The sequence below is a fragment of the Prevotella marseillensis genome, from assembly GCF_900625065.1.
In the GTDB taxonomy this organism is placed as follows: domain Bacteria; phylum Bacteroidota; class Bacteroidia; order Bacteroidales; family Bacteroidaceae; genus Prevotella; species Prevotella rara.
The window spans coordinates 649034-672373 of record NZ_UYXY01000001.1 but is presented as its reverse complement, the minus strand read 5'-3'; the positions used below and the strand labels follow the sequence as shown (position 1 = coordinate 672373).

At 43.6% G+C, this 23340-nt stretch carries 16 protein-coding genes; 7 read left to right on the top strand and 9 right to left on the bottom strand.

Features of this window, described 5'->3' with window-relative positions; translation table 11 throughout:
- Positions 1 to 337: 337 nt before the first annotated feature.
- From scpA to EJL04_RS02885, 3 genes are all read right to left on the bottom strand, one after another.
- The gene (gene scpA, locus EJL04_RS02895) at positions 338 to 2485 is read right to left on the bottom strand and encodes a methylmalonyl-CoA mutase (protein WP_021853611.1); all 2148 of its coding nucleotides are present in this window, start codon (positions 2483 to 2485) and stop codon (positions 338 to 340) included.
- Positions 2482 to 4338: a methylmalonyl-CoA mutase small subunit gene (gene mutA, locus EJL04_RS02890; protein ID WP_021853610.1), complete on the bottom strand. Its 1857-nt coding sequence runs from the start codon at positions 4336 to 4338 to the stop codon at positions 2482 to 2484. The genes scpA and mutA overlap by 4 nt, the downstream gene beginning before the upstream one ends.
- 273 nt (positions 4339 to 4611) lie before the next feature.
- Complete coding sequence (locus tag EJL04_RS02885; RefSeq protein ID WP_125104010.1) at positions 4612 to 5562, bottom strand: IS1595 family transposase; 951 nt, start codon at positions 5560 to 5562, stop codon at positions 4612 to 4614.
- Between the two features lie 234 nt (positions 5563 to 5796).
- Between EJL04_RS02885 and EJL04_RS02880 the strand changes: the two genes are divergently transcribed.
- The 6 genes from EJL04_RS02880 to EJL04_RS02855 all read left to right on the top strand — a co-directional run bounded on the left by EJL04_RS02880 (position 5797) and on the right by EJL04_RS02855 (position 12640).
- Entirely contained in the window at positions 5797 to 7485 is a 1689-nt protein-coding gene (locus tag EJL04_RS02880) for a putative transporter (RefSeq protein WP_125104009.1), read from the top strand.
- Positions 7486 to 7508: 23 nt separating this feature from the next.
- Positions 7509 to 8474 carry an OadG family protein gene (locus tag EJL04_RS02875; RefSeq protein WP_053399230.1) on the top strand — a complete coding sequence of 322 codons (966 nt, stop codon included), beginning with the start codon at positions 7509 to 7511 and terminating at the stop codon, positions 8472 to 8474.
- Between the two features lie 49 nt (positions 8475 to 8523).
- On the top strand, positions 8524 to 8976 hold the full coding sequence (locus EJL04_RS02870) for a biotin/lipoyl-containing protein (protein ID WP_125104008.1): 453 nt from the start codon (positions 8524 to 8526) through the stop codon (positions 8974 to 8976).
- A 10-nt stretch (positions 8977 to 8986) separates the two neighbouring features.
- Entirely contained in the window at positions 8987 to 10144 is a 1158-nt protein-coding gene (locus tag EJL04_RS02865; protein ID WP_021853606.1) for a sodium ion-translocating decarboxylase subunit beta, read from the top strand.
- Positions 10145 to 10251: 107 nt separating this feature from the next.
- A complete protein-coding gene (locus tag EJL04_RS02860) occupies positions 10252 to 10851 on the top strand; it encodes a response regulator transcription factor (RefSeq protein WP_021853605.1) in 600 nt (199 codons plus the stop codon).
- Positions 10852 to 11353: 502 nt separating this feature from the next.
- Positions 11354 to 12640, top strand: a complete 1287-nt coding sequence (locus EJL04_RS02855) for an IS1380-like element ISBf11 family transposase (RefSeq protein WP_125103926.1) — start codon at positions 11354 to 11356, stop codon at positions 12638 to 12640.
- A gap of 352 nt (positions 12641 to 12992) precedes the next feature.
- Here EJL04_RS02855 and EJL04_RS02850 read toward each other — a convergent pair whose 3' ends face one another.
- The 6 genes from EJL04_RS02850 to EJL04_RS02825 all read right to left on the bottom strand — a co-directional run bounded on the left by EJL04_RS02850 (position 12993) and on the right by EJL04_RS02825 (position 20686).
- Positions 12993 to 14165 (bottom strand): IS4 family transposase, encoded by a 1173-nt coding sequence (locus EJL04_RS02850; RefSeq protein WP_125104007.1) that lies wholly within the window; start codon positions 14163 to 14165, stop codon positions 12993 to 12995.
- 134 nt (positions 14166 to 14299) lie between these two features.
- Complete coding sequence (locus EJL04_RS02845) at positions 14300 to 14692, bottom strand: hypothetical protein (protein WP_164511717.1); 393 nt, start codon at positions 14690 to 14692, stop codon at positions 14300 to 14302.
- Positions 14693 to 14838: 146 nt separating this feature from the next.
- On the bottom strand, positions 14839 to 16626 hold the full coding sequence (locus EJL04_RS02840) for a hypothetical protein (RefSeq protein WP_125104006.1): 1788 nt from the start codon (positions 16624 to 16626) through the stop codon (positions 14839 to 14841).
- Between the two features lie 241 nt (positions 16627 to 16867).
- A complete protein-coding gene (nrdG, locus tag EJL04_RS02835; protein ID WP_125104005.1) occupies positions 16868 to 17341 on the bottom strand; it encodes an anaerobic ribonucleoside-triphosphate reductase activating protein in 474 nt (157 codons plus the stop codon).
- A 90-nt stretch (positions 17342 to 17431) separates the two neighbouring features.
- On the bottom strand, positions 17432 to 19543 hold the full coding sequence (gene nrdD / locus EJL04_RS02830; RefSeq protein ID WP_021853601.1) for an anaerobic ribonucleoside-triphosphate reductase: 2112 nt from the start codon (positions 19541 to 19543) through the stop codon (positions 17432 to 17434).
- Positions 19544 to 19729: 186 nt separating this feature from the next.
- A complete protein-coding gene (locus EJL04_RS02825) occupies positions 19730 to 20686 on the bottom strand; it encodes a LuxR C-terminal-related transcriptional regulator (RefSeq protein WP_053399235.1) in 957 nt (318 codons plus the stop codon).
- Between the two features lie 1165 nt (positions 20687 to 21851).
- Here EJL04_RS02825 and EJL04_RS02820 point away from each other — a divergent pair.
- Entirely contained in the window at positions 21852 to 23117 is a 1266-nt protein-coding gene (locus EJL04_RS02820; protein WP_125104004.1) for an IS4 family transposase, read from the top strand.
- Positions 23118 to 23340 lie beyond the last annotated feature (223 nt).

The window sequence follows — 23340 nt, the reverse complement described above, 5'->3', positions numbered from 1 at the left end:
TTATCGTGTAAAAGCATACATTCTGCAATTCGATATGCCACGTTTCACAATTACGAAAACATCATATTCATACAACGATAAACACAAATTATAATTAGGCCGCATACAATTTCATCTGTTTGGAGCATCTATACTTTCTGTCGACTTTTTGTTTTCTATTGTAGTTTTTCCATCCGTTTTTCTTAGTCACAGTCTAATATGGTTGCAAAGAAGCAAAAATGCGCTCAATATAAAACAGAAATACGGGCTGAACCGTAATGCCCGATTGGGGATAAATAAAAATGGAGCCGTAAAAAATCTACGGCTCCACGTTTATATAATACTGCAATCAATAAACTTATTCTTTATCGAGCAAGATGTTCATCATCTCACATGCAGCTTTGGCAACAGAAGTACCAGGACCAAAGATTGCAGCAACGCCTGCCTTATAGAGGAAGTCGTAATCCTGTGCAGGAATAACACCTCCGGCAATTACCATGATATCCTCACGTCCAAGTTTCTTCAGCTCCTCAATAAGCTGCGGAATGAGAGTCTTGTGTCCTGCAGCAAGAGAACTTGCACCTACGATATGAACGTCGTTCTCTACAGCCTCACGAGCAGCCTCGGCCGGGGTCTGGAACAACGGACCCATGTCGACGTCGAAACCACAGTCAGCATATCCTGTTGCAACAACTTTAGCACCACGGTCGTGACCATCCTGTCCCATCTTAGCAATAAAGATACGTGGACGGCGACCTTCCTTCTTTGCAAACTCTTCTGTCAACTCACATGCCTTAGCAAAGTCTGAGTCGTTCTTACTTTCTGATGAATACACGCCTGAAATTGTTCTAATAACTGCTTTATAACGGCCAACGATTTCCTCGCAGGCATCACTTATCTCACCGAGAGTTGCTCTTGCCTTGGCACACTCAACAGCCTTTTCAAGAAGGTTACCCTCGCCAGTGCGGACACATTCTGTAAGAGCAGCGAGTGTCTGCTTAACTTTCTCGTTGTCACGGTTTGCGCGCAACTGAGCAAGTCCTTCTTCCTGCTCCTGACGAACAGCAGAGTTGTCAACCTCAAGAATATCAATAGGATCCTCGTGCTCAAGACGATACTTGTTTGTGCCGACAATGGTCTGTGCGCCACTGTCGATACGGGCCTGAGTGCGGGCTGCAGCCTCTTCAATACGCATCTTAGGCACACCGGTTTCAATAGCCTTAGCCATACCGCCGAGTTTCTCGATTTCCTGAATATGCTCCCATGCCTTATGAGCAAGCTCATTTGTAAGACTCTCAACATAATATGAACCAGCCCACGGATCGATATGCTTGCAGATCTTTGTCTCGTTCTGGATATAGATCTGAGTATTACGTGCGATACGTGCAGAGAAGTCAGTAGGCAGTGCAATAGCCTCATCAAGAGCGTTGGTGTGCAAGCTCTGTGTATGACCCAAAGCAGCTGTCATAGCCTCGATACATGTACGGCCTACGTTGTTGAACGGATCCTGCTCTGTGAGCGACCAACCTGATGTCTGAGAGTGGGTACGCAACATAAGAGACTTAGGATTCTTCGGGTTGAACTGCTTGATAACCTTAGCCCAAAGCATACGTGCGGCACGCATCTTGGCAACTTCCATGAAGTGGTTCATTGAGATACCCCAGAAGAAAGACAGACGCGGAGCAAAAGCATCGATATCGATACCTGCATTAACACCGGCACGAACATACTCAAGACCGTCGGCAATTGTGTAAGCCAACTCGATATCAGCCGTAGCACCGGCTTCCTGCATGTGATAACCAGAAATAGATATTGAGTTGAACTTAGGCATCAGCTTTGACGTATAGCCAAAGATATCGCTGATGATTCTCATTGAGAATGCAGGCGGATAGATATATGTGTTGCGCACCATGAACTCCTTCAGAATATCGTTCTGAATTGTTCCGGCCATTTCTTCAAGCTTAGCGCCCTGCTCCAGTCCGGCAACGATATAGAATGCCATAACAGGAAGAACGGCACCGTTCATTGTCATTGAAACAGACATCTTGTTCAAAGGAATTCCGTTGAACAAAACCTTCATATTTTCAACAGAACAGATAGACACACCTGCCTTACCTACGTCACCTACTACACGTGCGTTGTCTGGGTCGTAACCACGGTGGGTAGGAAGGTCGAACGCAACAGACAAACCTTTCTGTCCACTGGCCAGGTTGCGGCGATAGAATGCGTTACTCTCCTCTGCAGTTGAGAAACCGGCATACTGACGGATAGTCCACGGGCGGAAAGGATACATCATGCTGTACGGACCACGCAGGAAAGGAGGAAGTCCGGCTGTATAGTCGAGGTGCTCCATGCCCTCAAGATCTTCTTTTGTATATACGGGCTTAACCTCTATGTGTTCAGGAGTTTTCCAATTAGGAGTTATCCCGTTGGCTTTCTGCCATTCGTTTCCATCAACAGGATTTATTCCTGAAAATATATCGATGTCTTTAAAATTCTTTCTCATTTTATACCCAATTTAGCGTTATACTCTTTCAATGTTTCAAGAACGTTGCAACGTACGTGTATGAAGTTCTCTATGCCGGCAGCCTTAAGGTCTTCCATGCAAGCAGGAGCACCGGCAACAACAAACATGGCTCTGCCGTCAAGATACTTGTATGCAGGAATTGCATATTCAGCATACTCGTCATCGCTTGAGCACAGAACAACAATGTCTGCACCGGCTTTCAATGCGGCATCAACACCTTCTTCGACTGTGCTGAATCCAAGATTGTCGACAACCTTGTAACCGGCACATGCCAAGAAGTTACAACTAAACTGAGCACGAGCCTGACGCATGGCAAGATTACCGATAGTAAGCATAAATGCAACAGGCACTTTCTCGCTGTTTTCAACCTTTATACGAAGGTCTTCATAATCAGCAGCCAGACGTGAAGAGTTGATAGACTTAAATGCAGCCTCATGTTCATCTCCACAAGAGCAACAACATGTCAGAGCTCGCTTGCCTTCAGACTTTTCTGTAAAGTTCGGGAACTGGTTTGTACCAAGGATAAATTCCTTACGCTTTGCAGCAGCCTCATGGCGCTTGGCGTTGGTAGCATTTATATCGTCCTGAATCATGCCCTTCTTTGCAGCTTCAAGGAAGCCGCCGTTATCTTCTACGTTCAGGAAGATCTTCCATCCTTCGTTAGCAAGAGATGTTGTAAGTTCCTCGATAAAGTAGCTTCCTGCACCCGGGTCAACAACCTTGTCAAAGTGGCTTTCCTCTTTAAGCAACAGCTGCTGGTTACGTGCTATACGCTCTGAGAACTCATTAGGAGTTTCATATACAGCGTCGAACGGAGTTACGACAATAGAATGAACGCCAGCCAATGCAGCACTCATTGTCTCTGTCTGAGAACGGAGCAGGTTAACATAGCTGTCGAACAATGTCATATTGTATTTTGAAGTAACGGCATTAACGCACATCTTGCATGACTCATCGCTCTTCGGCTCATACTGCTTAACGATTTCAGCCCACAACATACGTGCAGCGCGGAACTTGGCAATCTCCATAAAGAAGTTTTCAGAAATGCCCATGTTGAATTTTATCTTACTTGCAGCGAGGTCAACATCAACACCAGCCTCAACGAGCTTGTTAAGATAATCATTTCCCCATGCCAAAGCATATCCTAATTCCTGAACGATATAAGAACCGGCATTATTCAAAGAAACAGCATTAACTGCAATGCAACGGAAATTAGGATAAGCGGCCAAAGCCTTTACAAGTTCAGGAGCTATGTCCAGGATAGGAGTAACGTCCTTTCCCTTCATAACCACCTTCTCCATAGGATCCCAGTCAAGAGAGCCTACAATCTTAGCCTTATCATAGCCTTTCTGCTCAAAATACTCTGTAAGGATCTGAGCCAAAGCCAATGTATGACGTTTGCATGTGCAGAAGTTCAGTTCAACGGCATCACATACGATACCATCCAGCAGAGTCTCTACAAAATCCTTATTTACATTATCTCCGGAAATCTTGAATCCCAGAGAGTCAATACCCTTGTTGAGCAAGCTTAAGGCTTTCTCATTAGCAGTCTTGGCGTCATCTACCTTAATATTCTGGCGCACATACCATTCGTTGTCATTCTTTTTGTTACCGCGAACAAAAGGAAATTCTCCTGGTAAAGATTCTGGTGTCTTCAACTTTTCAACATCCTCTCTTAAATAAAAAGGCTGCACGTTGAAACCCTCGTTCGTACGCCATACAAGGCGTTTATCAAAATCGGCACCTTTCAGATCGACCTGAATCTTATCAAGCCATTCTTGCTTGGAAGGCGCAACAAACTCAGTAAAGAGCTTTTCTTTGCAGTTTGACATAAGTGTAATATTATATAAGTTGTTTTATGTTTTTATATATCAGCTTCGTTAACACGGCAAAGGACACGATGCGTGAGACAGGGCATTATAAATGCGGCTAAGGCTCACACGCATTCTAACCGTCAAATATAGAACACACAACGACCAAAATGACAAAATGAAATCATCACACTTGGAAATCACGTAATTCTATTTTGCAAAGATAGTATTTTTTTCAAACAAACGACAAAAAAAGAACAGAAATTAATTTAATGAATGTCCGCAAGTTGCCAATCAATAAATTCGATGTTTAAAGTTCGCCCTATACGTACATGCGCAAAGTTCGAGCCTGTCAAAGAGTCTGAAGCCCAAATACCTTCTGTTGAACTTATAACAGAACTCGTTAAGGTAGAGTTGCAGGAACTCTGCTTTTATGTCATGGTACGTGTCCAGTATGCTCCTTTTGGCATTGCTGATGGCAATGTGCACCCAAGGCAGAACTTTCCCGACACTCTTTTTGCCATCCGCAACTACGGCATGGTGGGAGGTTGTCACTCCGTCCTTTTCAAGAGCGGCATAACTGCTGAACCCGTCCGTGGTAAAATCGGCGTTTCCGTCCGTCCCCGTCTTTATCTTGCCCGTGATGGTGGAAGCCTTAAAATCGCCGATGACCAGCATCTTTATATGCCCGACAGTTTTGGGCGTACTGTACTTTCTGGCAGGAGGCGTAGCGGACCGGCTGCTTTCGGCCATGACAAGGACGGAAGTCTTGCGCTGGCTTCCACGCCCTCGCTTCAGCGGACAGTCCTTCTGGTCTTCAGGAGTTTCGGTGGAAAAGAAGCCCTCGTCCACTTCCATATCCCCATGAAGGGCGTAAAGGCTGTCGCGCCTGCCCATCACATCGCGCAGCTTATGCACCATTTCCCATACGGGCTGGTAACGCTTGCGGCCGAGCTGGCGCTGTATCTCCTTTGCCGATATGGCACGCCTGGTAGCCGTCAGCAGGAACATGGCCGCAAACCAATCACGCACAGGAAGATGGCTGCCTTGCATGACCGTGCCCGAACGAAGCTGCATCTCATGTTTGCAATCCATGCAAGTCCAGGACTTATGGCTCGGATTCCAGCTCAGGCGCAAACCGCCGCACTGGCTGCAGAACAGACCGTGGTGTTCACGGAAACTACGCAATGCAGCCTCGCAGGAGGCCTCGTCTGGGTATTGACGGTAAAAATCAAGCAGGGTCATATCATATACGTTTTTATTGTCCATACATCTCGCATCAAGCATAAAGTGTTCCAATACACGCCTATCGGACATCTTGGCGGTTTAAACTTTGCTAATTTGGGAACATGCGGACATTCATTTTAATTTATAACCGTGAAAAATACAAAAACGGGAAAATTAGGCATAAAATAATTGCACAAAAATTATTAAATGAGTAATATTTTATCTACTTTTGCAAAATCGTAAAAACATGTTATGGATTGGCTGATTAATTTATTTACTACTACAGATTCAGTGGCACACATAGTGCTGCTCTATGCGATTGTGATTGCCGTGGGAGTATACCTTGGGAAAATAAAAATTGGAGGTATTTCCATCGGAGTGACATTTATACTTTTTGCAGGTATTGCCGCAGGACATATTGGCTTTACCGCACCAACAAACATTCTATCATTTCTCCAAGAGTTCGGACTGATACTCTTTGTGTTCATGATCGGACTTCAGGTCGGTCCTGGTTTTCTGGAGAGCTTCAGAAAAGGCGGAATAACCCTTAACCTCCTGTCAACCGTAATGGTTGTTCTGAACGTTATTGTGATGTTTGCATGTTATTACATCTTCTTTGACACATCAGACCCAAAGAACTTGCCGATGATGGTGGGTACTCTTTATGGTGCAGTAACAAACACCCCGGGTCTTGGAGCTGCCAATGAGACGCTCTACTCTATCTTCGACAAAGGCGAAGTGCCACAGATAGCCTCTGGTTATGCCTGTGCATATCCATTAGGTGTACTGGGCATTATCGGAGCAACAATTGCCATAAAATACATATTCGGTATAAAGTTGGAAAAAGAGGAGGAAGAGTTGGTCAAAGAAGAAGAGGACAATGATGACGTAAAGCCTCATTTTATGGATCTTGAGGTAACCAATCTATACCTTGAAGGAAAGACATTGGCTCAGGTCCACAACTTCCTTAACCGCGACTTCGTATGTTCACGCATATTGCATGACGGACACGTAAGCATACCTAACGGTAGCACCATCTTCCATATTGGCGACAAGCTGTTTGTTGTTTGCGCTGAAAATGACGCAGAAGCTATCATTGCATTTATCGGTCCGACAATAAATGTCGACTGGAAAAAGCAGGATGAGTCTATGGTCAGCAAGAGAATCCTTGTTACCCGCTCTTCAATAAACGGAAAGACTCTCGGACAGATGCATTTCTCAAGTGCCTATGGAGTAAATGTCACTCGTGTCACACGTCAGGGTATGGACTTGTTTGCCATCCCTAGCCTGTCATTACAGGTTGGCGACCGCATAATGGTTGTAGGACCTGAAGACGCTGTAAATAGAGTGGCTGCCGTTATGGGAAACTCTATCAAGCGTCTCGATGCTCCTAACATCGCAACAATATTTGTCGGAGTATTTATCGGTATTCTTTTCGGAAGCATACCTGTGGCAATTCCTGGTATCCCTGTACCTATAAAATTAGGTATAGCCGGAGGACCGCTTATCATAGCCATCCTTATCGGACGCTACGGCTACAAAGTGCATCTTGTAACGTACACTACGACAAGTGCCAATATGATGCTGCGAGAAATAGGATTGATGCTATTCTTGGCAAGTGTCGGAATCAAGGCCGGTGACGGATTCCTTGAGACTGTGATACAAGGAGACGGAGTTAAATATGTATACACAGGTTTCTTGATAACCATTATACCTATTCTTATTATAGGCATCATTGCAAGAAAGAAATATAAATTTAATTATTTCACAATAATGGGTATGATTGCAGGAACATACACCGACCCACCTGCACTTGCTTATGCTAACTCTATATGTTCGAAGGAAGCGCCATCAATAGGATATTCTACAGTTTATCCGCTGAGCATGTTCCTTAGAATATTCACTGCACAAATCATTGTGCTGTTCTTCTGCGGAATATAATTACTTAATTTTAATACTCTAATATGAAAAAGTTTGGTTTACTGCTTTGTACCATGTTTGCCGGCATTCTGACGATGTATGGCCAAGGAGCCAAAAACATTAAGATAAATGAAGTGCTGACAAACAACACAGCTAACCTTCAAGACGAATTCGGAAACAGAAGGGCCTGGATTGAATTGGCCAATACTTCTTTTTCCACTTATGACGTACGCGGTATGTACATCACAACAGACCGCAGAGTTCTTAACAAAGGACTTTCTGTTCCGCAACGCATCAAGATGATGAGTTGTATTCCTAACGGAGACAACCGCACATCAATGTCTGCGCGCGAACATTTGCTGTTCTTCTTCAACAGCAATCCTTCTCACGGTACACTACATTTGTCAGCCCAGATCAGCAAGGACAAGCCTACTTGGATTGCGCTCTATGACGGAAATGCCGTCGACATTATCGACTCAGTAACAGTTCCGCCATTGGCTGCCAACCAGTCTTATGCACGAATTAAAGACGGCGCCGATCAATGGGCTGTTAAAACGTCAGACTGCGTAACACCCGGAATTGAAAATTACATCCACGCAAATGAGACAAAGATTGCCAAACTGAAAAGAGAAGACCCACACGGATTTGGTATAACTGTTCTGTCAATGGGCATTGTGTTCTCTTGTCTCGCACTGCTGTATGTGTTCTTCAGAATATTAGGTCTGTTTATGGCACATAAACAAGCCATTAAGAAAGCCGGCAAGATTCAGCCTATCAAGGCAGCTGTGAAAACAGGTGAAAAGATTGCCGAAACCGGACATAAGACTAAGATTATCCTTAAAGACGGTTTACAGACTGGAGGTATCGACAAAGAAATTTATATCGCCGTCATCGCCATGGCACTGAAACAATACGAAGATGACGTACACGATATAGAAAGCAACGTGATAACGATCAAACCTCACCATACATATTGGAACATTCATCCTGAAGAACCAATAATACCTTAATAGGAAAAACAACAATAATATTTACTAACACCTTTAACAAAATAAAGAAATGAACAAATATCAATATAAAGTACAAGGCGTTGACTATGACGTTGAGATTGTGGATGTAGAAGGCAACATTGCCAAAGTTAATGTAAACGGCATTTCATTCGAAGTGGAGATGAAACGCCCTATTAATCCGGCAACAAAGCCTCATAAGCCTAAGGTTGCTGCTCCGGCAGCTCCTGCTGCTCAGCCTGTTGCAGCTCCGGTAGCCGACAAGCCCAAAGCTGAAGCTCCAGCTGGTGCAGGCATGAAGGTTACTGCTCCGCTGCCGGGAACGATCACAGACATCAAAGTTAAAGTTGGCGATACTGTGAAAGACGGTGACACTGTAATAATACTCGAAGCTATGAAGATGCAAAACAATATCGAAGCTGAATGCAGCGGTACTGTTACATCTGTTTTAGTAAACAAGGGTGACACCGTAATGGAAGGTGATGCTTTAATAACAATCGGATAATTTAACTACCATGGGATTTATAGATTTTATTCAAAGCAATTTTTATGATTTCATTACCTATACGGGATTCGCAAATGCCGAAGTGGGTAACATCATCATGATTGCTGCCGGCATATTCTTCATATGGCTGGCCATTAAAAAAGACTTCGAACCATTGCTGCTTGTTCCAATCGGCCTTGGCATCATCCTCGGAAACATTCCGTTCAAGGCTGAAGCCGGACTTGAAATAGGACTTTACGAAGACAATTCTGTACTTAACATATTCTATCAGGGTGTACGTCAAGGATGGTATCCTCCTTTGGTATTCCTTGGCATAGGTGCAATGACAGACTTCTCTGCACTGATCAGCAACCCTAAGCTTATCCTTATCGGAGCAGCAGCTCAGTTTGGTATCTTCGGAGCTTATATGCTTGCACTTGCATTCGGATTTGAGCCCAACCAGGCTGCAGGTATCGCCATCATCGGTGGTGCCGACGGTCCTACGGCTATCTTCCTGTCATCCAAACTGAGTCCGAACCTCATGGGAGCCATTGCAGTATGTGCTTACTCATACATGGCACTTGTACCGGTTATCCAGCCTCCTTTGATGCGTCTGCTCACAACAAAGAAGGAGCGTGTAATCCACATGAAGCCGGCACGCCACGTAAGCCAGACAGAGCGTATTATGTTCCCTATTATCGGTCTGTTGCTTACTACATTCATCGTTCCGTCAGGTCTGCCGCTGCTCGGTATGCTGTTCTTCGGTAACCTTCTGAAAGAATCAGGCAAGACAACACGTCTGGCAAAAACTGCAGGCAGTTCACTGAACGATATCGTCGTAATATTGCTCGGCCTTACAGTAGGATGCTCAACTCAGGCAAGCGAGTTCCTCACAATGAACACAATATTCATCTTCGTTCTGGGTGCATTCTCTTTCATCGTGGCATCTACATCAGGAGTACTCTTCGTGAAACTGATGAACCTGTTCTTGCCCAAGAGCAAGAAGATAAACCCGCTTATCGGTAATGCCGGCGTCAGCGCCGTACCTATGAGTGCGCGTATATCAAACAACCTGGGACTCGAATACGACCGCCACAACTTCCTTCTGATGCACGCTATGGGTCCGAACGTAGCAGGAGTTATCGGTTCAGCCGTTGCTGCCGGTGCTCTTCTCGGATTCTTGTCATAAGGATATAAAATTAAAATTCAATCAAAGGTATAAATTAAAATGTAGGGACAAACTGATGTTTTTGTCCCTACATTTGTTTTCAACAGATAACATAACACACATCATATATGTACAGCAAATTTCCTCAGATATCCATAATCGACAGCAATACGCTTGCAGCCATTGGGCTGAAAAGCATACTACAGAATATTATTCCCATGATGTCTGTCGAAATATTCAATTCGACCCAGGATTTGCTGAACGCACAACCGGATAAATTCTATCATTATTTTGCCTCAGCTAACATCATTCTTGAAGATAAAGACTTTTACTTAAGTAATATAAAGAAAACAATCATGCTGACTAGTTCGTCAGCTGATATTAACCAACAGCTTACCGCCTTTCATTGTCTATATACAGACAAGAAAGAAAACGAGCTAATCAAATCTCTTTTATGGCTCGAACAGATGGCCCATTCTGAAGGACGTCATCTGCCAAAGACCAATGCCATGAGGCACGCCAAAATTCTTTCTGACAGAGAAATTGAAGTGATGTCCCTTATTGTCAAAGGGCTTATAAATAAAGAAATTGCCGACAAACTTAACATCGGTCTGTCTACAGTTGTAACACACCGTCACAATATCATGGAAAAGCTCCAAGTGAAAAGTGTGTCGGCACTTACCATCTATGCTGTAATGAACGGTTACGTAAATATTAGGGACATCTGACGTCAAATTACGATGCACTCCCACCACTACCCTAACAATATCAAGAGGATTATACACAAAGTCTGTAACAAAAAAAACGATTTTATCCAAAATAACAAATAGCCTACAGGATTAACGATTCAGCATTCAGCCAAGAAAATCGTATATTCCATAACGACCTTATATTTTAGTTTATACACGCAAAGAGTCGCTTTACACGAAAGATTTATGCGGTAGCATAACATAATCACATTTTTTTGATATCATCTTAAAGATGTAAAGACTGCATTTTATCGTTGGAAATAATAACCACCTGTCAAAATACCAAAAGAAAAACAGCAGCAGCCTGTATTAATTAATACAAAACTGCTGCTCTTTCATATATATCCTAAATTCCGCAGCATTTTAGTTTAACTTATTTTATAAGTACCTGAGCAACAAAAAGTTGCTCAGGATTTTGCTATGTCAGATTTTTCACCTATCTTAGTGTTGCAAATCAAAATATGTATCAAACCCGACAGACATGGCAAAGGTAGCAATAAAATCTGAGAAACTCTCTCCTTTTGGAGGAATTTTTTCAATAATGGAGCAATTTGACTCCAATCTCTCATCTGTAATCGACTCAACCCTCGGTATGAGATGCAGGCTGTATGGTTATCAATACAGCGAAATCATCCGTTCGCTTATGAGCGTTTATTTCTGTGGCGGCTCATGCATAGAGGATGTCACCACTCATCTGATGTACCACCTCTCGCTTCATCCGACACTTCGCACATGCAGTGCCGACACGATTCTCAGAGCCATAAAGGAACTGACCCAGGATAACATTTCCTACACATCCGACACTGGCAAGACCTACGACTTCAACACGGCAGACAAGCTGAATACACTGCTCCTCAATTGCCTATTGTCCACAGGGCAACTGAAAGAGGGCGAGGGGTATGACGTTGACTTCGACCACCAGTTCATAGAGGCTGAGAAGTATGATGCGAAGCCTACATACAAGAAGTTCCTTGGTTATCACCCTGGCGTGGCGGTTATTGGCGACTTGATTGTCGGCATTGAGAACAGCGACGGCAACACAAATGTCCGTTTCCACCAGAAGGACACGCTGAAGAGGTTCTTTGAAAGGTTTGAACAGAACAAGCTTATTATCAACCGTTTCAGAGCTGATTGCGGCTCGTGTTCTGAAGAGATAGTGGAAGAGATTGCTAAACACTGCAAGACCTTCTATATCCGTGCCAACCGATGCAGTTCGCTCTACAATGACATCTTTGCCCTCAGAGGTTGGAAGAAAGTGGAATTGGGCGGCATTGAGTTTGAGCTGGCCTCCATTCTCATCGAGAAATGGAAAGGGAAGGCATACCGTCTTGTGATTCAAAGACAGAAGCGGATAGACGGCGAACTCGACCTGTGGGAAGGAGAATACACCTACCGCTGCATCCTTACAAATGACTACGAGTCTTCCGAGAAAGAGATTGTCGAATTCTATAACCTCCGTGGAGGGAAGGAACGCATCTTCGATGACATGAATAACGGATTCGGCTGGAACAGGCTTCCAAAATCCTTCATGGGAGAAAACACGGTGTTTCTTCTGCTTACGGCACTCATACGCAACTTCTATAAATTCATCATGGCGAGGCTTGACGTGAAGAGGTTCGGACTCAAAGCAACAAGCCGCATCAAGGCGTTTGTCTTCAAGTTCATCTCTGTGCCAGCCAAATGGGTCAGGACATCAAGGCAGTATGTGCTGAATATCTATTCATGCAACAACGCTTATGCTGATGTGTTCCAGAATGACTTTGGATGACACCGACAACTTATGGTCGTGATTTTGCGTATTGCCTCAAGTCGCATGGTGGGGTAAGGGGATTTAATGCGTCTTTGTGGCGATTTTTGCTGCGTTGCACCCTCTTTTGCCACAGTGTCGCTACCTTTTTGACCTCTGTGTCATCTTATGAGGGCGGTTGCGGATTTGAGGTATATATAAAAGTTTTGTGCCGATTGAGAGAAAATCTCAATTTAACCCGTCCGTGCAATAACCAACAAATCTTAATTCGAGAGAGATTTAGACTCTTAGTTTAAAATGTAAACATAGGTATTACACGGACATATATTTTATAAAGTATAACACTAGTGTCCACTAAAAATTAGAGGACGAATTAAAAATTATAATTACTAAATAAATTTGGTCCATCAAGACCGCTTTGTTCTTTGACATCATTGAATTTAGTTTTGCTGAATAGATTTCTTAATGGAGTCTTGTCCGTAAGAGAAATGCCAAGAATTTGTAGAACCTCGTATGTCGATCTGTTAAGTTTCATATCATGTTGCATGATAGCCACAAGACAGTAGGCAATGATTGCTGAGTAGACTTGTATCTTTACAGCGTTCTCGGAAGTACCCCAAAATTTCTTTATTTTCAGGTGCTGCTTGAGCCATTTAAAGAACAGTTCCACTTGCCAACGATTCTTGTAAAGTTCCGCAACCTGTAAGGCTGGAATATGTTTTGCATTTGTCAGATAAACGAACTCCCGTTCGTCTTCTTCATCCCAAAACCTCACCAAACGAATCGTTTCAGGATATGATTTTTGGGTATAGAAACCGGTAAGTTCAATCTCACAGTCTGACAATATATTCTTGGGTAAACGTCGTTTCCATTTGAGTACTCTTGCCTTTATGTTTGTCTTAGCCCGTACAACAAAGAACGAATCCATCATATGTATCTTGTAGAGACGATGATAATCGTTATATGCACGGTCGAAAACATAGAATGAGCCAGATTCATAAGTTATTACGTCCATAGCCCTGACATCGTTTATCTTTGCTTCGGTTATATGGATAAAGGCAGGAACTTGAGTTTCGACATCATATAAAGTGTGGATTTTGATACCTCCCTTATATGTACGAAAGTTAGCCCAAGGGAACAATTTCAGACACAAGTCAATTGTGGTAGAATCGAAGGCATATACATTTCCGTTTAGTTTGAATATGTCATTTACTCTTTTCTTTCTGGCTTCGCTTATCATGTGGAATGCGAAGTCCTCAAAGATACGGTAGTCCCGGTTCTCATTTGCTTTTGCAAGGTTGCTTCGGGTGACATGTTTCCCAACTCCAAGATGGTAGCATTTCTCTTGATGTGCATTCAGTGCAACAATCAGATCACGAAGACTTTCACGATTGCACAATTGTCCGAACATCAAAGTAAGAAGTTGATTCCAGCAAGTAAAATGCTTAACATACTTGTTGCCATCATACTTCTTTACGATACGGAGAAACTTGTAGTTGTCTAAAAACTCAACCATTTGGGCGAAAACGTATTTGTCTTTATTCATATACAGCCTAACATAAAAGGCTGCAAAGTTATGATTTCAAATCGTTGCGCAAGAAAATCTCTTCTAATAAACTGTAATTCAATTATTTCAAAGAACTATTTGCGATTTTTAGTGGACAATAATGAAAGTATAATTTATTCTATAACAAGAGTACATGTATAAATATACTCACCATCATTCATCAAAAGCTCATAAGTGCCTTTAAGGTCTGAAGGAAGGCTTGTATTGTATGCACCTCCGGCAATATAGTCAGTAAAGACAACACCGCTTTCATCAGAAAGTTCAAGCGACATTTCTGTAAACTGTTCATACAGATAAAGCGTATTGCCGTCAATACTTATAGTCAACGGTGCCATAGGAGCACGCGGCACCTGATTGCCCACACTACTCTCATCAACTTTTGTTGATGTCAGATGTAGCTGATTACCTATATAATGAATCTCATCTAAACCTGCGGCACTAGCCTTAACGGTAAATAACAAAAACAATATGCTAAATACCAAACATGCTTTAATTACCTTCATCACGCTATTTTGATTTTTCTGCAAAAATAGGCAACAAGCACTAATTCAGCAAATTATCGCTGAAATAAAACTTCACAAAACTTCACAAAATTCACCTAAACCTTATATTCCCATTTATATAATTAAAATTCCTACTTTTCCGCCCTACATCAGAACTCTTCCTTCATATAAACATCAAAGTCTTTCGCGGAACCCTCTCTGTTTGAGAGCTTTAGCAACAATCTCTTACGGATATTTGCAATGTCAGATAATTTTCTGCCGGTCAGTATTCCTATTTCTGAAGGTGCGAATCCTAGTCTTACCAGAACGCAGATCTCGTATTCGCCATTCTTCAATGTGTCTTTATACTCAGCAAGTTCGGGAAGCTCTTTTGATACGAACTTATACAATTCTTTCCAATCATCAAAAGCAGGAGATGCCATAACTTTCTCGGCAAAATAATGAAATCTAATGACAATTGACGAGTTATACAGTTCGACATTCTTTTTCTTTCTATACCGCTCCTGACTGTTTTTATCATATTCAGATATCTTTCTCTGCAGATCTTCCACAGCAGCAGTTTTTTCCTTTACCAGCTGCTCTATCTCTCCCTCGTATTGTCGCAGCAGTACATTCAGATCTTCTTTCGTCTGCTTGAGCATTCGTATATTCTCCCTATGCTTCCTGTTCTCTAGCTCCATCTCGTGCCATTCTTTCTGCATCCGTTCATTCTCTTTTTCCTTAAAGAGCAATTTTCTATAATAGAAAACAAAGAACACTAACAGAATCACTACAAACGAAGCAACAATAAGCACAATCGCCAACAATGCATTGTCCACCCTCTCTCTCTCATCGGATGCAATACGCTGCTGCTGACCATAGTCATATAGCGCCTTCATATGCAACAGCTTTTCAGTGGTCATGCTGGCATAGGCCGAATCATTTGCCACACGGGCCATCTCTGTATACTTCACCAAAGAGTCTGCCTGATTAAGCTGTTTATAAAGGGCTGCCAACCCGCGGCATGCACTCTCCGTATTGCTGAAACTTGACGAACAGCTCAGACCTTTGCGAAAAAAATACTCGGCTGAATCAGTTTTATTTATTCCCAGATAATATCCTCCCTTATATGAATAATACACATCGCGCCCCTCTTCTGCCATTTTATCCTTACCGCCGGCAAATACGTATCTGTCGTATATGTCCATATATTCTTTTGCAGCTGAATAGTTTTCGCAGCGCAGCATCTGATGAACCAAAGCCCCGACAGCCAACGCAGCATGTGCAGAATATCCATACTGTGAATATAATGCCGCCACGTGTTCTCTGACGGCCTTAACCGAGTCAGGCATATTTAGCAGATAGTAGGCATTGGCACGCTGTTCATGAAAGACCAATGCCGACAAAGTGTCGCCGGCAGTCATGGCATAACGCTCTGCAATGGCAAATTCTTTAAGGGCATAATATGGGATTTCCTGCTTAAGAAATAGATTGGCCGCCTGTCCGTGTATACGGCATAGCAGGCGATAGTCGCAGTCGGCGCTGGTTGTATCGGCCTGCTCCGCTGCTTTATTAAAATATTGCAAGGCCAAAGGCGAATCGCCTAAGTCGCGGTACACACTGCCTATAAGATAATAGGCAAGCATACGGTCGTCTGCGTCTCCTTCACTTTCATAATATTCAACGATATTGCGCATCACGCTGTCTGACGTAAACATCACTCCGGCGCTGTTCTGAGCTTTTGTCCTCAATAGTCCTAAGCGCATTCTGCTGTCCGTTGACATATTTTCGTTGCGCGCGGTAATGCTGTCTATAAATGCCATAGCTGCCGCCGGATCCGACTGCGACAGGCTGTCTGCCATAACAACAGACTTAGAGATACCGGTTCTTCCACACGAAACAACACCTAAAGCTATTGCCACAACCGACAATATATATATAGCCAAACGATTGTTCATTGACGCTTTCATTCTTTTGCGAATACAAAAATAGCCTTAAAAATCAAAACGCGCAAAAATTTACACTATTTTTACAATGCCTCTGTGATATCCTTATGCAAAAATTCACCTTATTATATATGTCTGCCAAGCAAGCTAACAACCGACTACCCCCCGCAAGCAATGTGGCTACCGGTGAAAACAAAGCGTCCGGTGCACTTACGCACCGGACATCATAGATATCAAATAAGAAAAAAAACTTTCAGTCTTTTCCACTCCAGAATCTGTATGTTATATCAGTAAAGCCGTCGCCCGAAGCACGCTTGTAAAGCCGCTGATTTGTCGTGCGGCTCTTCAGGCATCCAAGATGCTCTATATATGGGCCCACCTTTATATAGTCGAAGTCAGCCTTGTTCACAGCCGACGATATCCTTGTGCGGCCGCTATACCAGCCTACCTTCATTTTAGGATATGTCTTATGCACATAGCGGGCAAGCATATCTACATACTCAGGCTCCGAGTCGCCGCCCATAAAGCAGATGCACGTTATGTCGTCGCCATACTCCCGTATAAAGCCATCGAGCACCAGGGGCGTAAGCGGTTCGCCCACATCGCCCCAAAGATAGCGGCTGTGGCAGCCGGGACAGCGGCACGGACAGTTGGATATGTTCACCGCAAGTGTAACCTCGTCGGGTATCTCCTGAAACACCACACCCGTGTTAACGTATTTAAGCATGTATATTTCTTTACTTTAAGTTTTTAGTTCTCTTTGTCATCCCCGGTATGGCGCATTATACGCCTGCCGGCATTTCAGCTACCGACCCGACTACTCTGATACGGCCATCTTGTCCTTACCGGCATAATATCTGCGCGCTGCCTCCTCCTGACGTGCTGCAGAGAAATTGCTAACACGCTTCAGGTATCCTATTATTCGCGTCATGTAATCAATGTTCTTGCTGTGGCAGTGAGGACATTCTTTCAGATAGCGCTTGTCTATGTGTCCGCAGTCGTTGCATATTGTATTGGGAATGTTGAACGTGAAATAGTTGCATCCTTCCTTGGCTGCCACCTTGAGCAGCTGGCGGTATTGTGCCTTCGACAGATGCTCGTCCAGGTTCATATGCAGCGCCGAGCCACCCGTAAGGTGCTGTATGTATGGTGCTCCGTGCATCTTAAACTTGTCTATGATGTTCAGCGAATCGTCCTCAACAACATAGAAATAGCTGTTGTAGCAGTCGCGCGGCACGAAGTAGCCGTCTTCCCTGTCCCATTTGGCATGCTTAACTCCAACGTTTTCTGCCGGAATCATCTCGCAGTTGAACAGCACATCTTTCGAACGGTATTGCTTGTTGTATTTCTCCACAAGTCCGAGCACAGTCTGTACAAATGCCAGATAATCAGGATTGTCGGTTATCTGCAGGCCCATAAACTCTGCTGCCTCCACAAGTCCGTTGATACCTATTGTGAGATACTGTCTGCCGATGTTGATATATCCGGCGTCAAACAGCGGCAGCATGCCGTGGCGCTGCAGTTCCTTGAGGTTTTCGTTGTATGCCAGCTGCACCTTGTGCGTTAGGTCGATCACGTCAGACAGAAACTCCTTATAGTCCATCTTGTTGTTCACGGCATACTGTATGCAGCGGTTGAGGTTTATTGTCAGCACGCTCTTCGAGCCAGTAGACACGCCGCCCGCACCAAGCGTATAGCTGAAGCCGTTATCCTGTATCTCGTTTCTCAGTCGGCAGCAAGAACTCAGCGAGTCGGCATTGTCGCTCATGTATGTAAAGAACGAGTGGCCTTCTGAATACATCTCTGCCGTAAAGTCGCCCCACTCCTTGTCTATCACGTCGCCGTCCTTGGCCAGCAGCGCCATTGTCTCAACAGGGAATGTCAGCACGGTCTTTGTGCGCTCCTTGTTAAACCATTTCATAAAGCGCTTCTGCAGCCAGCTTAGTCCGTCCCAGTCGGGCTTGCTGCCGTCTGGGAAGTAGAAGTCGCCGAACAGGCTCTCAAAGTATGGTTTGTCATAATATGCTATGTTCCAGAACACAGCCTGATAGTTGCGTGCGCCCGTAGGCTGGTTTATAGAGTAGACAATCTGCTCAAAGCAGTCGGTAACCATCTTGTCTATGGTGCGCTTCTTCATCGACAGGTCTACCACTTTGTCGGCCTCCTTCCAGTAGTCTTTACCGTACTCAAGACCGATAAAATAGTTGAGATACATCAGAAACTCGGGTGTGGCGCATGCTCCGCTCAACATGCTCGACACCATGAACACCATATTGACAAAGCCGCCGCAGAACGACTTGAGGTTTGTGGGAGCCGTAGAGTTTCCGCCTATCGACGTAGTGCCGCCTATAAGCCACGGATACATCGTTATCGAGGCACAATAGTTGGCCAGGCTCGTCTCGTCGTTCTTATATATAAAGTGGTGGTTAAGCAGGTCGATATACTTGTCTGCAAGCTCCTTGCCGTACATCTTCTTTATACGGTCGGTAAGCAGACGGCGGTTAAGGCGTATGAAGTTCGACTTTGGCAGCTCGCCTATGAGCGTTGCTATGTTTTTATGCTCAACGTTGGCGTTGGCGTCATATTTTGAGCCTGTTGCCGCATTTGCCGCATCGCAGTAGTCTGTCAAAAATTTCAACTTCTCCATTGTCTCGCGGTCTTCGGTGTGCCTCTGTCTGTACAGCATGAAGCTCTTTGCCACCTTGTAGTATCCCTCTTTCATCAGGGCCTCTTCAACCTGGTTCTGTATGTCCTCCACCTTTATGCCCTCGTGCATATCCAAGTGGCTGATTATCTTTGAGATACAGCCCAAGTCGGCAGGTTCATTCACTGAGTTGAACGCCTTGATTATGGCATTCATTATCTTGTCAAGACTGAAACGGTCTGTGCTTCCGTCGCGCTTTGTGATTGTAAAATTTTTTATTTCCATATTCTTGATTTTGGAAAACTTTTTCAAAAATATTTTCGCAAAAGTTTTCCATTTTTGTCAACTTCGCAAATAAATTTCTTCAAAAAGTTTTCTTTTTAATTCTTTTTCGAGTGCAAATATAAAACAAAAAATCGATACAGCGTACCGATTTTAACACAAAAATTCATGACCGTTTTAAATCTTCTTTCAGAGTTTCACAGAAGATATGTCCACCAGATTGTTCACAATGGCATATATCGTCAGGCCAGCGGGGCTGTGTATCTGCAACTTACGCGCGATGTTGCGCCTGTGGGTTATCACGGTGTTGATAGAAATACAAAGATGGTCGGCAATCTCTTTGTTGGTCATTCCCTGCACCAAGCTCACTATAACGTCTTTCTCGCGGTCGCTCAGCGTCTCGCTGTTATTAGGATTACGGCTTATCATTTTCGAAATCTTCACGCTCACGTCGTTCTGCTTAAACTTGCGTTCAAGGTTGCGTATGGCCGGTATGAATATGCAGTCTTCCACCATCGAATGGTTTTGCAGCCACTCTTCGTTGTTATACAGGTCATATAGCGTGGCCGTCAGCCGGTTGTTGTGCTGTATGTCGCTCGGCAGATACTTTATTATAATGTTCTTCAGCTCTCTCAGCTTCAGGTCTATCTGTCCGTGGTGCTTCGAGAAGGTTTCTATGTCATACTCATTGTTCACCTTGTTGTTAAGCAGGTCGTCTACATAGGGAAAGACAGTCTTCTCCTCATACTCCATGTGGTGCCTTATCTCGTGGGCATATTCGTCATAAAGCTTCATTATCAGCCGCGCCAGGTTGTCGTTTTCGTCGAGCGCAGCCTCAAGTTCCTTTCTTATCGACGGAAGCTGAAAATTGAGATAATATTCGTGCGACGCCTTGAGATAGTGTATCAGCGTGGGTATCGAGAAGCGTCCGCCGTCGTCAAAGTCGCGATAGCCGTTTATCGAGAAGTTCACCACAGCAAGAAACGTATATGTGTCTACATTCTGATCTTCACAAACCTCACGCACCGTCTTGTCGCCGAAGCCGAGATTTATGCCAAACCTGCCAAGGCTCTGCAGTATGTTATAGTTGTCGGCAATCAGAGATATCATCTTGTCGTCGGCTTCATACATCTTGTTATTTTTCATCGTCCGCTAAATGTTTATCTGTCTTTATGACCCGAAGCTGTCGTGCCTCCGTTATGTTGTCTGCAAAATAACAAAAATTATCTGAAACTTGCAATCATAATAAATAGGTATTTTGTCGTCATCCGCCATACTTCATCATACCTATTTTTTATGGCACGGACATTCATTCAATACAAATAACAGCGTATATCGTGCCATAGAAGGCATTAAACTTTTACCGGTCTGACCCCTTTTAATCCAAATCTGTTATTAGGATTAACTATGGATTTTGCTTTATTTTGAGTTGGTTTTCGTTAGATCTTTCGCAAGCATTTTTATAATTCACAATTCATAATTAGCTACGCTGAACTTCGTTTCACAATTGGCTATGCCGAAGTTAAAGGAGTTAAAGCCAAATGCCTTGTGGGTATTATCTATTTTGGGCATTTGGATTTATCACTTTTCCCTTTTCGTTTTTCACTTAATAACGTTTCTTTATTTGTAAATATTTCTGACATTTTCCGTCCGTTTGACGCTCTCAGAATAGCGATGTTCATCGCAAGTCTGTGATTTGGCGTGAAAAACGGCAAAAACCAGGCATTTCCGTTAAGTCTCTGTCATTCAATACCTTATGCCGTTCCGGGCTCAAAACTTCAATAGTTAAAAAATATTACTCTGCCGTTTACGCTCCAAAAGTGGCCGACTTATACTCTCAAAAGCATCCTTTAATCACTCTAAAACCATGCTTTTACGGCTCAAAATCCATGTTTGTTGCCTCGTTATCCATCCTGATAAGCAAACGAATGTTAACCATTCTGCATTTTCGCACCATGCAATTAACATCCGTTATCTTTTTATTTTCCAGATTGAAAAAATATTTTGTCCTAAGTTTTTACTTAAAGCAAGAACTGCTGATTAAAGGAAATCCAAAGAATTTTCGGCTTGGAAACTATAAAAACATTAGAAAGCAACAAGGCTATTGTTCTGTCGGATATGCTATCCGGCAGCATTAAGTATAAGGATCTGTGATCCGAAATTCTTACCTAATAATTTAAATAGGAAGCAAGCGGATTGAAAATCACTAGTGTTCGAAAGATTTTAACTATCTGAAAGTCAGTTGTTTACTTGCATATATCAATATTTTTTTGTATCTTTACATCATAATAATAGAGCAAAAAATATTGAAATGAAAGATGTAAAAGTTCATGCAAAAGACATCCTGCGCATGATACCCGATGAAGAACTGGCCAAACTGTCCAGCTCTACAAAGGTGGACTATTGCGCCAAGGTATTGAGCGGCGAGCGGATGTTCTATCTCCTTGTCTTTGCCCTCCTGGCGGCAGATCAGATAAGTCAGCGCAAGCTTGAGGTCGTATTCAACAATTCCATTTTCAAGACGCTGTTCAACATAAGTGCAGACGCCCATGTGACGCACAGTTCCATTTCCACCCGCCTGTCAAAGATAGACCTGAGCTTCTTTGAGAAGGCCTATGAGATTATATACGGGCGCTTCTCCAAACTGTACACTGAAGAGGAAATCCTGCATCTGTACCTTATACGGGTCGACAGCTCCATGGTGGCCGAATGCTGCAACAGGCTCAAGGCCGGTTTTACCGTCGGCAAGAAACCCGGAGACGGAAGGCAGCCGCGCAAGCAGATAAAGTATACCATGGCATATGACGGTTTCGCCGTAAGGCTTGCCGAGGTGTTCAACGAGGCTGTATATCTTAGCGAGGACATGGCCATCCCGAAGGTCGTGCTCAAGCTTGTCAAAAAAGACAGCAAGCATACGAACTTATATGTTATAGACCGCGGGCTCAGCTCCCTGGACAACTTTAACGCCATAAACGAGTATAATGGAAAATTTGTCGGAAGGATAAAGACCAACCGCAACATGGAGGTAGTGGAAAGCCTCATGAAAGAAGACACGGACACCGACCTTGGCAATCTTGAGCTGTATGAGGACAATATTGTACATCTGTATGACAATGAGGAGAAGAAATACTGCGAAACGCCATACCGCGTTATAAAGGCACGCTTCAAGCAGCCGCGTGACACTACGCGCCCTGCAAACAAAGGCAAGGTAAGGAGGGTTGAGAACGAGGTGTTCCTGATAACCAACGATTTCGGCCTTACGCCGAAGCAGGTAGCCGAGGCATACAGGAGACGTTGGGATATAGAAGTGTTCTTCAAGTTCCTGAAGCAGAACCTGTCCTTCTCACATTTCGTGTCAACAAGCGAGAACGGAATAAAGGTTATACTGTACATGACGCTCATAACAGCTATGCTCGTGATGATTTACAAGCGTGAGAACGGCTTGGGATTCTCTATAGGCAAATTCATGTTCTTTATGGAGATGCAAGATTGGGTCTGTCAACTTATGGTCGTGCTAAATGGCGGTAATGCGGACAAACAGAATGGTGACATCCGGTTGAAGGCAAGAATTCCGTAAAACGGATTTTAGCCATTGCAACATAACCTGAATAAAATAATCTTTCGAACACTAGTGATTGAAAATCCTTATATTAAATTCCGGCAGATTACAAATCTGCCGGCACATTAGCTTCGTTGATTCATATCGGTTGCACAGGACGAAAAGAAGCAACAAGACTATTGTTCTGTCGGATATGCTATCCGACAGCATTAAGTATCAGGATCTGTGATCCGAGATTCAT